Annotated in this window: 12 protein-coding genes; 8 read left to right on the top strand and 4 right to left on the bottom strand. The window is 55.0% G+C overall.

What is annotated here, in order from left to right; all coding sequences use genetic code 11:
* Nucleotide 1: 1 nt before the first annotated feature.
* The 4 genes from WBY09_RS18595 to WBY09_RS18580 all read right to left on the bottom strand — a co-directional run bounded on the left by WBY09_RS18595 (nt 2) and on the right by WBY09_RS18580 (nt 5,386).
* Nucleotides 2–1,225, bottom strand: coding sequence for an MFS transporter (locus WBY09_RS18595; RefSeq protein ID WP_286791802.1), 1,224 nt, complete (start codon nt 1,223–1,225; stop codon nt 2–4).
* A gap of 1 nt (nt 1,226) precedes the next feature.
* Nucleotides 1,227–3,626 carry a TonB-dependent receptor gene (locus tag WBY09_RS18590; RefSeq protein WP_336233555.1) on the bottom strand — a complete coding sequence of 800 codons (2,400 nt, stop codon included), beginning with the start codon at nt 3,624–3,626 and terminating at the stop codon, nt 1,227–1,229.
* Nucleotides 3,627–3,801: 175 nt separating this feature from the next.
* Nucleotides 3,802–4,767 (bottom strand): FecR family protein, encoded by a 966-nt coding sequence (locus WBY09_RS18585; protein ID WP_336233554.1) that lies wholly within the window; start codon nt 4,765–4,767, stop codon nt 3,802–3,804.
* 100 nt (nt 4,768–4,867) lie between these two features.
* Nucleotides 4,868–5,386 carry an RNA polymerase sigma factor gene (locus tag WBY09_RS18580; protein ID WP_197147092.1) on the bottom strand — a complete coding sequence of 173 codons (519 nt, stop codon included), beginning with the start codon at nt 5,384–5,386 and terminating at the stop codon, nt 4,868–4,870.
* A 447-nt stretch (nt 5,387–5,833) separates the two neighbouring features.
* On the opposite strand from WBY09_RS18580, the gene glpD reads away from it, so the two are divergent.
* From glpD to WBY09_RS18540, 8 genes are all read left to right on the top strand, one after another.
* Complete coding sequence (glpD, locus tag WBY09_RS18575) at nt 5,834–7,390, top strand: glycerol-3-phosphate dehydrogenase (protein ID WP_064782497.1); 1,557 nt, start codon at nt 5,834–5,836, stop codon at nt 7,388–7,390.
* Complete coding sequence (locus WBY09_RS18570) at nt 7,387–8,487, top strand: ABC transporter ATP-binding protein (protein ID WP_008890107.1); 1,101 nt, start codon at nt 7,387–7,389, stop codon at nt 8,485–8,487. Before glpD ends, WBY09_RS18570 begins: the two co-directional genes overlap by 4 nt.
* A gap of 15 nt (nt 8,488–8,502) precedes the next feature.
* Complete coding sequence (locus WBY09_RS18565; RefSeq protein WP_064788364.1) at nt 8,503–9,597, top strand: ABC transporter ATP-binding protein; 1,095 nt, start codon at nt 8,503–8,505, stop codon at nt 9,595–9,597.
* A 14-nt stretch (nt 9,598–9,611) separates the two neighbouring features.
* Nucleotides 9,612–10,484 (top strand): carbohydrate ABC transporter permease, encoded by an 873-nt coding sequence (locus tag WBY09_RS18560; protein WP_197147091.1) that lies wholly within the window; start codon nt 9,612–9,614, stop codon nt 10,482–10,484.
* 1 nt (nt 10,485) lies between these two features.
* On the top strand, nt 10,486–11,289 hold the full coding sequence (locus WBY09_RS18555; protein ID WP_008890110.1) for a carbohydrate ABC transporter permease: 804 nt from the start codon (nt 10,486–10,488) through the stop codon (nt 11,287–11,289).
* Nucleotides 11,290–11,313: 24 nt separating this feature from the next.
* Nucleotides 11,314–11,586 (top strand): DUF2160 domain-containing protein, encoded by a 273-nt coding sequence (locus WBY09_RS18550; protein ID WP_063087963.1) that lies wholly within the window; start codon nt 11,314–11,316, stop codon nt 11,584–11,586.
* Nucleotides 11,587–11,723: 137 nt separating this feature from the next.
* The gene (locus WBY09_RS18545) at nt 11,724–13,472 is read left to right on the top strand and encodes an ABC transporter substrate-binding protein (protein WP_197147656.1); all 1,749 of its coding nucleotides are present in this window, start codon (nt 11,724–11,726) and stop codon (nt 13,470–13,472) included.
* Nucleotides 13,473–13,673: 201 nt separating this feature from the next.
* Complete coding sequence (locus tag WBY09_RS18540) at nt 13,674–16,013, top strand: methyl-accepting chemotaxis protein (protein ID WP_197147090.1); 2,340 nt, start codon at nt 13,674–13,676, stop codon at nt 16,011–16,013.
* The last annotated feature ends 83 nt before the right edge of the window (nt 16,014–16,096 follow it).

Below are 16,096 nucleotides of genomic sequence, written 5' to 3'. Positions count from 1 at the left end.
TTTACTCCCCTGATAGCTCAGTCGGATTTGTCGTACGACCGACACCAACCCGCGTCACAGCGGTCAGCACCAAGCCGACGAAATAGACAAAACCGACGAGAAAATAGATGTTTGAAAGCCCGGAAACCTGCGCGAACCAGCCGCCAATTGCGATCCCGGCAATCGATGAAAACTGGGCTGTGCTTTGCGCCAGTCCCAGCAAATATCCCTGCTGATGATCAGACGCGCTGCGTGACACCAGTGCGGTCAAAACCGGCGTGGTCGCACCCAAAAGCGTTCCCCACAGGAAATACATCGCGGCAAAAACAGTGACCGATCCGGTCAGCCCGGCCGTCACGGTCACGACAATGCATCCGGCAATCACCAGACACATGCGCCCCAGAACGTTTTGCGCGGAGCGTCCTTCGAAATAGCGCGCCCAAAGAGACGCCGTTGCGACAAAGCCCAGTGCCAACAGGCCATAACACAGGCCAACAACCCAGTTGCCGACATCAAAAGTGTGCAGGACATAAATCGGAAACGGCGATTGCGTCACCATTCGGCCAAGCAATAGAACGCCGATGATCGTCAGCAAGGAAATGACCTGTGGCGATCGCACGATGCTCGGCTTGGTATCCGGTCTGTCACCTGTCTTAGGCCGCACCGGAGCGGCGACAGTCGGAAGCAACACCCAAACCGAAATCATGCAGAGTGCACACAGGATGGCCGCCGAAAAGTTGATCCAAAAGAAGCTGGCAAGATCAAGGATCACACCACCAAACAACGCCCCGCACAGCGAACCGAGATTGGTCGATACCTGCAAATAGGCAAACAGCTTTGCCCGCCGTGCCGGGCTTTCGATGCTGACCCCGTACGCCTGGGCCGGTGCGATATATCCGGCACAGGCCCCTTGCAAAAACCGTAAGATCAGGATCGAAAAAACGTCACCAGAAAAGGCCAATGCAAGCTGGGTCGCGGCCAAGCCAAAAAGGGCCCGTATCATCATCGCCTTGTGGCCGAACCGATCCCCGACCCGTCCCCAAAACGTGCTGGTCAACATGATGCCCAGCATCGGCCCGACATAAACGCCGATGCTGGCGAGTGTGAACAGATCATCTGAACTGGTGAGCGAACGCAGATGAACGGGCCAGAACGGCCCGCTCATCTCCATGGCACCCATCGACACCAGTTGCAGGACAAACAGGAGATGGATTTTCCTGTTTGTTCCAATCACGTATCCGGTCACATCAGAAGTCCGCGGTTAGCGACAACAGTGCTGTTCGCGGAGCGCCCAACGAGACGAAGCGCCACTGGTTCACACCCGAATAGTAACTTTCATCGGTGACGTTCTGAACCGTCGCCCGAATGGTTACGGGGGTGTCGTAAAGTTCAGTCTTGTAACGCGCACCGATATCAAGCGTGGTCCATTCCGGAATGTCTTGAGTATTGGCGGTATCGACAAATTGCGACGATGTGTGTGTGACCGTACTGCTTAGTGTCAGACCATCGACAAACGGGGTGTCCCATTCGCCAACAAGATTGATCTGCATTTCAGGCGTTCCAACCGGCCGCTTGCCCAAGTCATCTGCGTTGACGGCTTTGCTGATTTCCGATTCAAGGAACATCACACCACCAAGCAGCCGAATATCATCCGTCACCTGGCCAAAGACATTAAGCTCGATACCACGGTTTCGCTGTTCGTTATCGGCAGTAAAGATATTGGTGCCGTCATCGGTATCACCGTCCGGCTGCGTGATCTGGAAGGCAGAGATGGAACCGCCAATATTCCCGAAATCAAGTTTGATGCCTGTTTCAATCTGCTTGGCGACATAAGGTGCCATCGCTTCGCCCGCGTTGGCGGCACTGCTGGGTGCAATATCGCCCTGATTGAGGCCCTCGATATAGTTGGCGTAAACCGACACAGTTTCAGTCGGCTTAACAACGATGCCTGCCATCGGACTGATTTCGCTGTCGTCATAGGAGCTGCTAACAACACCGCTGCTGTAATTATCAACAGCAATGCTTTGATGACGCGTCCCAAGGGTGACGAGAACCGTTTCATCAAGGAAGGACAGCGTATCGGCCAATGCAAAGCCGGTTAGTTCCGATGCAGATGTTTTGGGCTTGCTGGCCGGGGCACTGACGGCAATCGGCGCAACCGCAGCCGTGGTGTAAATGTTGGCCGACGGGTTGGATCCGGCATTGCTGATGCCCTGACGAAGTTCGTCTTCATACCGCGTGGCCTGAAGCGAGATCTTGTGCTTGACCTCACCCGTTTCAAATTCACCCCTGACACCTGTACTGGCCGACCAGCGGTCGGTCTGGAAGCGGCGATAGGAAAGACCGTCATCAATATAGTCACCGGCCGCATTCTGAACTGTCGGCGTGCCAAACAGGCGATCAAGTTCCGTGCGCCCGCCGCCAAAGCTGGCAAAGACCGTAACGTTATTAAACAGGTCGTATTCCGCCTGAACCATGCCAGAGCGATCAACTGCATCCGACCATTCCCAATCCTGAATGAGGTTGGTGGAACCATCAGGCGCGTCGGGAATGGCAAAGCCGGAATTGAAACGCAGTTCACGTGCAGGCGCATCGAGGTTTTCACGCTGATCAATCAGGTCAACCGATGCCCGGAAACGATCCCCCTCGTAATCAAGGGCCAGCGCACCAAGGGATGCTTCACGTGTCTGCCGATCCAGATACGTATCGCCATTGTGATAACCACCGTTAAAGCGAACGCCAAACTCATCATTGGCCCCGAAGCGGCGGCTGAAATCAATGTCGCCGCCAGCTTGTTCACCGCGACCGTAATCAACGCTTGTCCGTGTCAGGTCCTTTTCACCGGCCCGCTTGGGCACGATATTGATCGCCCCACCAACAGCACCGGTGGGCGACATGCCGTTTAGCAACGCATTGGGACCTTTGACGACTTCGATCCGCTCTGCCAAACCGGACATCACGCGATAGGTTGGCGCCACCCCATAGGCACCGTTGAACGATACTTCGCCGGTATTAAACAGATTAACGCCAAAACCACGGATCTGATAGGTATCGAGGTTGGCCGTTTCGGCATTCGGCGCACGCACAGACGGGTCATTTTGCAGAACATCCGCGATGGTTTCCGCCTGCTGATCGGCGATATAGTCGCTGGTGTAGCTCGTAATACTGACCGGAGCATCCATGATGTCGGTATTGCCGAGCATGCCCAGTCGTCCGCCGGTTGCCACCTGCCCGCCAGCATAGGCCGGGGCAAGATCGGATTGTGCACCGGTGGCCTCGACAATCACCGGATCGGTAACCATTTCGCCGCTGGCATTACTCTGCGTGCTTGCGTCGGTAATGATCAGCGAACGGCTGCCGATTGCGCGATAGGATAAATCCGTTCCGCGAAGAAGCATTTCGATTGCGCCCGGGACAGAAAACTCGCCGCGAATTTCGCGCGGTTCGGTGATTTCCGGCAGATCGATGGTATAGGCGATACTCCAGCCGGAAACATCGCCAATCTGGCTGATACCCTCGGCGATTGACGTGACACTAAGATCAAAGCTGTAAAGTGCTTGCGCGACTTCGACCTGTTTGCCCGGCACGGTTTGAGTGTTGGTTTCCGCCGCCATCAAACCGGTCGGCAGACCGATTGAGGACGTCATCAACAATGCCGAGATCAGGATATTCTTTTTTGATTTTGCCTGCTTGGAATACAAATTCCCGCTCCATTCTGAGATTGGTTTTTCAGGCAGGTCCCCCTGCACCTAGAAAAACAAACGAGCGGGAAAATAGACTCCTCACATGAGGAAGCACTTTTTTTGCGAATTTTTCGCAATCTTAATAAATAATGGTCAACCAAGGTGATGTTTTGATCACCGATCCACCCACCGCAACGGCAAGCGTTTCAAGGGATCTGGCAACATCATTGGTCGGAAAACTGCCCGAAACGGTTTTGTTTCCGATATCGCCCAAAACCATCAGACGGCCCGGTGCGAAGTTATCAAGACGCGCAACCAGATCATCCAGACGCACGTTCTGAACACTCAGACGCCCATGCATCCAACTTTGCACGGATGCAATATCGTCGGCCTCCTTGGCGTGTAGCCCGCCAGCCCCGACTGCCACCGCATCCCCTGGACCAAGCATAACGCTGCCTGTATCGGCCCCGGTCGACACCCGAACAGCACCCTCTTCAACGCCGACCCGTGTGTCTTGCGTTAGGTGATCAACATTAAAGCGCGTCCCAACCACTTCGACTGTTGCCATACCGGCCCGAACCCGGAAGCTGTCTCCATCGCGATGCATGACATCAAAAAATGCCTGACCACGCAAAAGTTCGACATCCCGTTTCCCGTTTTCAAAATCGATGGCAATCGCACTGTTGGCGGCAAGAAAAACCACGGATCCATCCGACAACCGCATCTCGGTTACCACCGCGGCATCGGTAACAATGTCAGCCTGAAGATTTTCCAGGGCATCGGGGTTAAGAAAGGCAACCATCGCCAATACCGCCACCGCCGCCGCACATGACGTCACAGTCCGTAGCGGAGAGAACCAGTCAAGCATCCTTTGCCAAACTGGCACCTGCCCGGCGTCTCTGACTGCAATGCGGCGGGCTGGCTCTTCGACCTGCGCCCAAAGAACACGCATCTGATCATAGGCAAGGCGGTTGCCTGTGTCGGCATTGAGCCAAGCATCAAATTCTTGCTCCTGCGAGGCCGTCAGCGCCCCACCTGCACGCTTTACGTGCCAAAGGGCTGCTTCGTCCTTTTGCGCCTCGGTCAGTTTAACGTCGCCTTGCATTGATCTGTTATCGGTCCACACGGTACTGGCTGTTATGCGATTTCTATAACGAATAAACGGCTGAGAACAAAATATCCTCATGCCGTTTGGCTCAAACTTTTCAATCTGTATCCCGATAGGCTTCAAGGCGTTGCTGGCAATGGCGCATGGTGCGTGCAAGTTGCTTTTCCACTGCGCTGACAGATATTCCGTATTTCTGCGCCAGTTTTGCGTTTGAAACCCCTTCGACCCGATGCAAAACAAACATCTCGCGCGCCTTGGGGGACAGTTCCAGCAAGGCCCGATCCAGTGCCGAGAGGGCCTGACGCGACTGGGCATGATCGTGCGGGGATGATGTTTCTCTCTGCCATAGCTGAACGGGCAAGATCCGGCGCATGAGCCCTGTGCGCCCCGCTGTGCTGCGATGATGATCAATCACGGCATTGCGCACAGACGCATAAAGAACCTTGACGTTTTCTTCGTCCGTGCCGTGATCCCCCGAAAGCAACAGTCTGGCATAGACGTCCTGAACAATTTCATCCGCCGTCTCACGGTCACCGATACGACGATTGGCCATCGAGACCAGTTGCCGACGGTGGTCCTCAAACAGTTTTGAGAGCGTGTTCTGCCAGGGCTTCATATTTGGATCATCTGCTGTCGCTTGGTCACGCTTTGTCGCGAATTGTCGCGTCGGGCCACAATGCGATTTCCGATCACACGGCAACCCGGAAGCGCAAGCTAACAACAATGATAATCATTTTCAATCGCAAAAGAGTTTTGATATTCAGCCCCGCATATTTGGCGGCTTTCATCGCTTATTTTTTCAGTTTCAACCGATTCCAATGGATTTTCCGCCCTGATTGCAAACGAAAGAAACAAAGATTTGCCTGCTGCCCAACAAGGGAATTGTTCAATCCTCCAATGATTACAATCTGTTACATTTCAGAAATTCAGTTTCGTTAATGAAAATTCCAAACAGCCATAATTTTCGCTTGCAATTATTTTGGGGCGTTCGTAACGTTTGTGAAAGAACAGAATGGCAGTTGAGAACAGCTGTCACAAATAAGAGCAATTGGGGAGGAATCGGTTGCTCACTCCAAAAACATATGACATCGCCATTATTGGTGGTGGGATCAATGGCACGGGCATTGCGCGTGACGCGTCAGGTCGTGGGCTAAGCGTCTATCTGTGTGAAAAGGATGACCTTGCCAGCGCGACCTCGTCGGCCAGCACAAAGCTGATCCATGGTGGCCTGCGGTATCTTGAACATTATGAATTCCGCCTTGTGCGTGAAGCGCTGATTGAGCGCGAAGTTCTGCTGCGTGCCGCCCCGCACATCATCTGGCCGCTTCGCTTTGTCCTGCCCCACGTCAAGGGTCTGCGCCCGGCATGGATGATCCGGCTTGGCCTGTTTTTGTATGACCATCTTGGCGGTCGTGAAAAACTGCCCGGGTCCGAGGGCATCAAGCTTGCCACCCACCCGGCCGGTGCGCCATTGGTCAAGGGAATGGACAAGGCATTTGTCTATTCCGATTGCTGGGTTCAGGATGCGCGCCTTGTGGTGCTGAACGCCATGGATGCTCGTGATCGCGGGGCCGATATCGAAACCCGCACCGAATGTGTATCGGCCAAACGCGAAAATGGCCTTTGGACCGTGACACTGCGCAATATCGACGACGGGTCGGAAAAAACCATTCAGGCCAAATCACTGGTCAATGCCGCAGGTCCCTGGTGTGCCGAGCTTCTTGAAAAACGGGTTGAGGCCAAGAAGAAACAAGGCATTCGTATGGTTCAGGGCAGCCACATCGTGGTGCCAAAACTGTTTGACCATGACTATTGCTATATCTTCCAGAATCCGGACGGGCGGATTGTTTTTGCCATCCCCTATGAGCAGGACTTTACCCTGATCGGCACGACCGATCGTGATTACAAAGGCGATCCGGCCAAGGTCGCGATCAGCGCAGATGAAACCAAATATCTTTGCGAACTTGCCAATACCTACTTCGAAAAGAAAATCACCACCGATGACGTTGTCTGGGCCTATTCCGGTGTCCGTCCGCTGTATGGCGATGGCAGCGAAGACGCATCCCAGGTAACCCGCGATTATGTTCTGGAAATTGACCGGGGCGAAAATGCCGATAATGGTGCGCCGCTTCTAAACATCTATGGCGGCAAGATCACCACCTATCGCAAGCTTGCGGAATCAGCGATGAGCAAGCTTTGCCCGCTACTTGGCAGCAACGATACAAGATGGACCGCGGACAAACCGCTTCCGGGCGGCGATATCCCCGATGCGGATTTCGAACGCTATCTTACTGCGATGCACAAGAAGTTTCCCTGGATTGCACAAGCACAGCTATACCGTTACGTGCAAAACTACGGCACACTCACCAATATGATCATTGGCGATGCCAGCGATCTGAAAGGGCTTGGAAAGCACTTCGGTGACGACGTATACGAGTGCGAATTGCGCTATCTGGTGGATCACGAATGGGCCAGAACGGCCGATGATATTTTGTGGCGCCGCTCCAAACTGGGGCTGCACCTTTCGGATGAGACGCGTAATGCCATTGTCCAATGGTTCAAAACCGAACCGACATCAAAAAACACCGTGAAAGCGGGCGAAGGAAACAGTGGAAAATGACCCTTACGCTTGAAAACATAACCAAGACCGTGGGTGGGGAGACCCATATCGACGATGTGTCGATGACGCTCGAACCGGGATCGTTCAACGTCCTTTTGGGGCGGACACTTGCCGGGAAGACGACGCTGATGCGGATTATGGCGGGGCTTGAGCCGCCGACCAAGGGCCGCATCCTTGTTGATAATGCTGATGTAACCGGCATGGCCGTGCAGAAACGCAATGTCGCCATGGTCTATCAGCAATTCATCAACTATCCGTCGATGAACGTGTTTGACAACATCGCATCCCCCCTGAAATTGCAGGGCGTTGATAAGGCAGAAATCGAAAAGCGTGTGCGTTCGACAGCCGAACTCATGCATATCGAACATCTGCTTGATCGCCTGCCACAGGAACTTTCCGGTGGTCAGCAGCAACGTACCGCCATGGCACGCGCCATGGTCAAGGATTGCAAGTTGCTGCTGCTTGACGAACCGCTGGTCAACCTGGATTACAAGCTGCGCGAAGAACTGCGCGAAGAGATCCCCAACCTTTTGGCCGAGCGCGACACCATTGTCGTCTATGCCACGACCGAGCCGATGGAAGCATTGTTGCTGGGTGGCAAGTGCGCGGTGATGCATGAAGGCCGGATGACCCAGTTTGGTCCGACGACCGAGGTTTATCACAACCCGGCCTCGGTCAAGACCGGCCTGATCTTTTCCGATCCGCCGATCAACCTTGTTGAAGCCGAAGTCCGCGATGGCGCGATCTTTATGAAAAGCGGCCATCAGGTGCCGCTGAAAGGGCATCTGGCGAACCTGTCCAATGGCGATTACACCCTTGGCATTCGCGCCAACCACCTGTCGGTTGATCCGACCGGGGATGACACGATCGCGATGCAGGGACAGGTCGAACTGGCCGAAATCACCGGTTCGGAAACCTTTGTCCACGTCCATTTCAATGATGTGTCCTGGGTGATCCAGGAAGAAGGCGTTCACAATCCGCGCCTTGGCGAAGCAACCCAGTTCTATGTCGATCCGACACGCCTGTTTGCCTTTGATGCGAATGGTGCGCTCGTGGCCGCCCCGCCGGTCGAAATTTCAAACGGCAAAGCGGCGTGAGGGAAGAGTAAGAAAATGGCACGTATTGATCTTAAAAGCCTTGCGCATTCCTACTTCCCCGATCCGAAAACGGACGAGGACTATGCCCTGCGTCGCATGGAGCATGTCTGGGAAGATGGCGGTGCTTATGCCCTGTTGGGCCCGTCGGGTTGCGGCAAGACGACTTTGCTGAACATCATCTCCGGCCTTCTGACCCCGTCACATGGGCAGGTCCTGTTTGATGGCAAGGATGTCACAAGCCTTGCCCCGGAAGAGCGCAACATCGCACAGGTTTTCCAGTTCCCGGTGATCTATGACACCATGACGGTCTATGACAACCTGGCCTTCCCGCTGCGCAATCGCGGCATTGATGAAAAGCGCGTTGATGCCCGTGTGCGTGAAATTGCCGGCATGCTGGATCTGACCGGTAAGCTCAAGCAAAAGGCGCGCGGCCTTGGTGCGGATGAAAAACAGACGATCTCGCTGGGGCGTGGTCTGGTGCGTGACGATGTTTCGGCCATTCTGTTTGACGAACCGCTGACGGTGATTGACCCGCATCTGAAATGGGTTCTGCGCCGCAAGCTTAAAGAAATTCACAACAAGCTGCGCCCGACCATGGTGTATGTCACCCATGATCAGGTCGAGGCCCTTACCTTTGCTGACAAGGTTGTCGTCATGTATGGCGGCAAGGTCGTGCAGCTGGGCACCCCGCAGGAACTGTTTGAAAATCCGGCCCATACCTTTGTCGGTTACTTCATCGGAAGCCCCGGCATGAACATTATGGATTGCAAGATCGATGATGGTGCGGCCTGGGTTGATGGTCAGCGGATCGGTCTTTCGGACCGTCACCTTGAAGCCGTTTCCAAACAGACCGGCAAGCTTGAACTCGGCATTCGTCCCGAATTCCTGACCCTTGAAACCGGCAACGCCGACAAGGGATCAGACGGGATCGAAGTTAACATCACCAAGGTCGAAGACCTTGGCCAGTTCAAGATCGCGACCACCCGGTTCGGCGCATCTGAAATCAAGGTCAAGCTCGGCGAAGACGAACAGGTTGTCGGCCAGTCCGGCATTCTGCGCTTTGCGCCGGAATGGACCAAGCTTTACGCCGACAGTCAGTTGGTCGCGTAAGGGGGGATGGGGAAATGAACAAGATTACCAACAACAAGGCCTGGTTCCTCGTCCTGCCAGTGTTCTTTATCGTCGCCATCAGCGCGATCATTCCGCTGATGACGGTTGTGAACTATTCGGTTCAGGACATTTTCGATCCGCAGACGCGTTTCTTTGTCGGTACCGAATGGTTTGAACAGGTTCTGGGCGACAGTCGCCTGCATGATGCGCTGCTGCGTCAGATCATCTACACCCTTTCGGTTCTATTCATCGAAATTCCGCTGGGCATTGCGGTTGCACTGACCCTGCCGCGCAAGGGCTGGGGCGTTTCGGCATCGATGGTGCTGCTTGCCTTGCCGCTGCTTATTCCATGGAACGTGGTTGGCACCATCTGGCAGATCTTTGGCCGTGCAGACATTGGTCTGGGTGGCTATGTCATCAATCTGATGGGCATTGATTACAACTATGCCCAGAACCCGATGGACGCGTGGATCACGGTGCTTGTCATGGATGTCTGGCACTGGACAAGCCTGATTGTGCTGCTGTGCTATGCCGGTTTGCGGTCAATCCCGGATGCCTATTATCAGGCGGCCAAGATTGACGGTGCATCGCGCTGGGCCGTGTTCCGCTTCATTCAGTTGCCGAAGATGCAGTCGGTTCTCGTGATCGGTGTCCTGCTGCGCTTTATGGACAGCTTCATGATCTATACCGAACCGTTCGTCCTGACAGGGGGCGGTCCGGGTAACGCAACCACCTTCCTCAGCCAGTTCCTGACCCGGATGGCAGTCGGTCAGTTTGACCTTGGTCCTGCTGCGGCCTTCTCGCTGGTCTACTTCCTGATCATTCTGTTGGTTTGCTGGGTTTTCTATACCGTCGTGATGAACGCCGGAAAGCAGGGGGAACAATAAAATGCAGTTCCAGAAACGACATATCGGACTTCTTCTTTATATCCTGTTCCTGTTGGTTCCGATCTATTGGCTGTTCAACATGTCAATCAAGACCAATACGGAAATCCTGGGCGCAATGACCCTGTTCCCGGACAATCCGACATTGGCCAACTACGCAACCATCCTGACCGATCCGGCATGGTACACGGGTTATATCAACTCGATGATCTATGTCGGTATCAACGTGGTGATCTCGCTCGTGGTCGCCCTGCCCGCGGCTTATGCCTTTTCGCGGTTCAACTTTACCGGCGACAAGCATCTGTTCTTCTGGCTTCTGACCAACCGTATGGCACCGCCGGCCGTGTTCCTGTTACCGTTCTTCCAGCTTTATTCAAGTGTCGGCCTGTTTGACACCCATATCGCTGTGGCACTCGCACACTGCCTGTTTAACGTGCCGCTGGCCGTCTGGATCCTTGAAGGTTTCATGTCGGGCATTCCAAAGGAAATCGATGAAACCGCCTATATCGACGGTTATTCGTTCCCGCGGTTCTTTGCCACGATCTTCTTGCCGCTGATCAGGTCCGGCATCGGTGTGACCGCGTTCTTCTGCTTTATGTTCAGCTGGGTTGAACTGCTGCTGGCGCGCACACTGACCTCGGTCGAGGCCAAGCCGATTGCCGCCACCATGACCCGTACCGTTTCGGCATCGGGCCTTGATTGGGGCGTTCTGGCGGCTGCGGGTGTTTTAACAATCGTCCCGGGCGCCTTGGTGATCTGGTTCGTTCGCAACTACATCGCCAAAGGTTTCGCGATGGGTCGCGTGTAATCGGAAAACAGGAGGAATATCAAAATGGCATGGATGGCCTGGACCCCGATTACCGCCGCGTTCTTTGGTTGCATCTTTTTGATGCTGATCGGGATGGGAATTTGGCAGGCGGTTTCACCGACCGTTCCGCGGCGTGGCTTTTTGCCACTGACCACCACACGCGGTGATCGCCTGTTTATCAGTTTGCTTGGAGCCGCCTATATCCATCTCGGCTGGCTGGCATTTACCGATGCCGCCCTTTGGATCGGTTCCATCATCGCACTTGTCTGGCTCGTCATTGTGATGCGCTGGGGTTAACAACCAAAACGGTACCGCGTCCTGCAGCGGTGCCGTTTTCGAACGAATTCATCACGGTGGGCTGTCCGTCTTCCCCCAGCGTCGATGACCGGGTTTACCGGATGAGCAATAAGGAAGACGACCAGGGAGAAAACGACATGATCGTTAAAGCCAAAGGTGCCAAAAGCGTTGTTAAAGGCAGCGCCGTTGCAGTCGCCCTTGGTCTTGCTGTGCTGGCGAACCCGGCCATGGCAGATCAATATACCGACGCGGCGAAAAAATGGATCGACAGCGAGTTCCAGCCGTCGAGCCTGAGCAAAGACGCCCAGATGGCCGAACTGGAATGGTTCATCAAAGCAGCTGAACCGTTCCGCGGCATGGACATCAACGTGGTGTCTGAAACCATCACCACGCACGAATATGAGTCCAAGGTCCTGGCAAAGGCCTTCTCGGAAATCACCGGGATCAACCTGACCCATGACCTGATCGGCGAAGGCGATGTCATCGAAAAACTGCAGACCCAAATGCAGTCGAACCGCAACATCTATGACGCCTTCATCAATGACTCGGACCTGATCGGGACCCACGCGCGTTATGACGCGGTTGTGCCGCTGACCGACTGGATGGCGGGCGAAGGTTCGGACGTTACCTCTCCGACCCTGGATCTGGACGACTTCATCGGTCTGTCCTTCACCACCGGTCCGGATGGCAAGCTTTATCAGCTTCCTGACCAGCAGTTCGCGAACCTTTACTGGTTCCGTTATGACTGGTTCCAGCGTGAAGACCTGCAAAAGCAGTTCAAGGACAAGTACGGCTATGACCTGGGCGTTCCGGTCAACTGGTCGGCTTATCAGGACATCGCCGAATTCTTCACCAATGACGTTGGTGAGATCGATGGCCAGAAAGTCTATGGCCACATGGATTACGGCAAAAAAGACCCGTCACTGGGTTGGCGCTTCACCGATGCGTGGCTTTCCATGGCTGGCGCTGGCGACAAGGGCATCCCGAACGGCCTTCCGGTCGACGAATGGGGTATCCGTGTTGAAGGTTGCTCGCCTGCTGGCTCAAGCGTGACCCGTGGTGGTGCCGCAAACGGCCCGGCAGCGGTTTATGCCCTGACCAAATATATCGACTGGCTCAAGGCTTATGCCCCGCCAGAAGCAGCCGGCATGACCTTTGGTGAAGCTGGTCCGGTTCCGGCACAGGGCCAGATCGCACAGCAGATCTTCTGGTACACCGCCTTTACCGCCGACATGGCGAAAAAAGGTACTCCGGTTGTGAACGAAGACGGCACGCCGAAATGGCGTATGGCCCCGTCGCCGCACGGCCCGTACTGGGAAGAAGGCATGAAGCTTGGTTATCAGGATGTGGGTTCCTGGACTCTGATGAAGTCCACCCCGGTTGAGCGCCGCAAAGCTGCATGGCTCTATGCACAGTTCACCACCTCGAAAACCGTATCGCTGAAAAAGACCCTGACTGGTCTGACACCGATCCGTCAGTCTGACCTGGATACCCAGGAAATGACCGATATCGCTCCGAACTGGGGTGGTCTGGTCGAGTTCTATCGTTCGCCGGCCCGTGTTCAGTGGTCGCCGACCGGTACCAACGTTCCGGATTATCCGAAACTGGCGCAGCTATGGTGGCAGAACGTTGCCGAAGCTGTAACCGGCGAACGGACCCCGCAGGAAGCCATGGACAACCTTGCGACTTCCATGGACCGTGTGATGGAGCGTCTTGAGCGTGCAGGCATCGGTGGTGAATGCGCACCGAAGCTGAACGAAGAACGTGATGCCCAGTACTGGTTCGACCAGCCGGGCGCACCGAAACCGAAACTTGCCAACGAAAAACCGCAGGGTGAGACCGTCAAATATGACGATCTGATCGCGGAATGGCGTGCAGCCCAGTAATTCGGGCTACACTACTGGGGGTGTCGGGGGTGATTTTTTCACCCCCGACCGTCCCACCCGATTTTCCAATAGAATTCATATTTCCGACGCGTATTCCGTTAAGTCATAAAAACCCAAGAAGTCCGTAAAAAGGATGCACATTTCCCAAAAAGGGAATTGTCTGCCCAAAGAAAAAACAAAGGGCCAGACAGGGAGGAAACAGTGAATACCGCCATCAAAAAACGTCGCGCGGGCCTTGGCATTCAAGGTCGGCTTATGGCTTCTTTTGCCTTGATTCTGGTTCTGGCCGGGATTTCATCGGCCGTGTCATGGGTATCTTTTGGCAGCAATCGCGATCTTGTCGCTGATATCACGACCAACAGCCTGCCCTCGATCATCCGTCAGATGGAACTGGCGACGAACGGTGTTGGCCTTGCCGCACAAGCCCCCGTGCTTGCCGCGTCACGGGATGCCGAAGAACTGGCAGCAACCGAGGCCCGCCTTGATCAACTTGTTGCCAATGCACGGGCCAGACTTCAGGAAATCACCGAAGCCAATCCGGATTCCATCATTATTGACCTTGCCGCCCGGAACGTCGGCGCAGGTGAGGGTGAACGTGAAGGGGCCAACGCACCCGCGGTTGCCGATGGCACGGAGAGCACTGGTGGCTCCGAAGCACAAAGCGCTGATGCGCAAACCACTGCGCCAGAGCCGGAACTTGTCGATGCCATTTCCATTCTAAGAGAGCATCTTGATAACATCGTCACCGGGCGTGAACACCTTCATGAACTGACCACCAGACGCCTTGAGATTGAAAAGCTGCGCGGTGATCTGACCCTTGATATGGTCTTTGCCTATAGCGACCTGTCAGAGTTCCTGAGCCCGTTGGTCGAGGTCGTTGATATTGATGTCGATCGCGGTATATCGCGCGTCGCCAATGGCAACACCGACGCAGCAGAAAAGCTTGGAGAGACCATCGGCTTTTCACAGCTGATTGCCGAAATCCGCGCCAATGTGAACCTTGCCTTTGGCATGCTGACCGCCGCCATCGCCGTGCCCGAGGGCGAGGCCATGGATGAAGTCCGCAGTCAATGGAGCTGGGCGGAGCTGCGCATTACCGATGCGCTTGAAGAACTGCCAGACAATGATGACGGAAAGCGTATCCGTGAACTTGCCAATGCCCTTCTGGCCTTTGGCAAAGGCAGCAACAGTGTCTTTGATCTGCGCGAGGCAGAATGGGACAACCAGTATGAAACGGAACAAACCCTTGATGCCACACTGGCAACCGCCGAGGCGCTGTCACACGCCATCGCGTTGATGGTCGACACCAAGCGCACCGAGGTTGACGCCAACGCCAGCGAAGCCCTTTCAAAGGTCGAATGGGATCAACAGGTCATTGCGATCATCGGGATTTCTGTTCTGTTGATATCGCTTCTGATCATGCTGTTTTATGTGCGCGGCAACCTGATCAAGCGTCTTCTGCGCGTGATTGACGGAATGCGCAAGGTTGCCAACGGCGATCTTTCGACCGAAGTCAACGATACCGGCCGGGATGAAATTGGCCGAATGGCCGAAATCCTCGGACAGTTCCGTGAAACCAGCCTTGCCGCACAACAGGCCGAAGAAAAAGTTGCCCGCGAACGCGAACAGGCTGAACACGAACGGCGGCGCGCAATGCTTGATCTGGCTGATGCGTTTGAAACGTCAATCCTGCAAGTCGCCCAGGACGTCGCGCACGAGGCAGAAAACATCCAGACCACATCCGATCAGGTCCGTGATCGGGCACAGGTGGCCTCGACCAATGCCACCGGTGTTGCTGGCGCGTCCGAGGAAATATCGATCAATATGGCATCGGTATCGGATGCCACACAGTCGCTTTCGGATCGGGTGCGCGATACCGGGCATCGGGCGCAAAAGTCGGTTGGTGCCGCCACCAGTGCGGTCGAAGCTGCCCAACGGACAAATGCCACCATGCATGAACTTGAAACCGGTGCGCAGGAAATCGGCGAGATCCTGAACCTTATTCAGGACATTGCAGCCCAGACCAATCTGTTGGCGCTGAATGCAACGATTGAAGCCGCCCGTGCCGGTGAAGCTGGCAAAGGGTTTGCGGTTGTCGCACAGGAAGTCAAAAACCTTGCCAACCAGACCGGAACGGCCACCGACCGCATTGCCCAGCGCATCAACGAAATCCAGTCGACCACCGGGGTTGCCGTCAAGGCCATCGCCGAAATTCGAGACAGCATCACCGGCATCCATGAAACCGTGGGCGAAATGTCGGACGCTGTATCCGAGCAGCAGGAATTCGTTGCTGAAATCGCCAGCAACGTCGAACAATCCGCAACAGCTGCCAGCGAGATGAATGGCACGATTACGCAGGTCAGCGCCGCAGCAGATGACAACCTTGCCGCGGTTGACGGCCTGCTTGATGCGACAGGTCGCCTTCGCAACCAGTCCGATGATCTGGGCAATCGGGTTCGTGACTTCCTGCGCACCATCCGTTCGGAACAGCCCCAAACGACATCCCGCAATCAACCAGAAGAAGTTGCCTCCCTGCGATGAAAGCAAACTGCCAGGACAGGCCATCAGGTCTGTTCTGGCACATTTTTTTTCGCCCGCCTGGCACAGAAATGTTAGACAAGACA

Source organism: Thalassospira sp. CH_XMU1458 (assembly GCF_037027205.1).
GTDB lineage: Bacteria > Pseudomonadota > Alphaproteobacteria > Rhodospirillales > Thalassospiraceae > Thalassospira > Thalassospira tepidiphila.
The sequence above is the reverse complement of the archived record's forward strand: the minus strand, read 5'-3'. Positions and strand labels throughout refer to the sequence as shown.

Coding starts and splice junctions, on each gene's coding strand:
- WBY09_RS18590 (WP_336233555.1), bottom strand. CDS start 3,626: ATGACGTCCTCAATCGGTCTGCCGACCGGTTTGATGGCGGCGGAAACC.
- WBY09_RS18585 (WP_336233554.1), bottom strand. CDS start 4,767: ATGCAAGGCGACGTTAAACTGACCGAGGCGCAAAAGGACGAAGCAGCC.
- WBY09_RS18580 (WP_197147092.1), bottom strand. CDS start 5,386: ATGAAGCCCTGGCAGAACACGCTCTCAAAACTGTTTGAGGACCACCGT.
- WBY09_RS18570 (WP_008890107.1), top strand. CDS start 7,387: ATGACCCTTACGCTTGAAAACATAACCAAGACCGTGGGTGGGGAGACC.
- WBY09_RS18565 (WP_064788364.1), top strand. CDS start 8,503: ATGGCACGTATTGATCTTAAAAGCCTTGCGCATTCCTACTTCCCCGAT.
- WBY09_RS18560 (WP_197147091.1), top strand. CDS start 9,612: ATGAACAAGATTACCAACAACAAGGCCTGGTTCCTCGTCCTGCCAGTG.
- WBY09_RS18555 (WP_008890110.1), top strand. CDS start 10,486: ATGCAGTTCCAGAAACGACATATCGGACTTCTTCTTTATATCCTGTTC.
- WBY09_RS18550 (WP_063087963.1), top strand. CDS start 11,314: ATGGCATGGATGGCCTGGACCCCGATTACCGCCGCGTTCTTTGGTTGC.
- WBY09_RS18545 (WP_197147656.1), top strand. CDS start 11,724: ATGATCGTTAAAGCCAAAGGTGCCAAAAGCGTTGTTAAAGGCAGCGCC.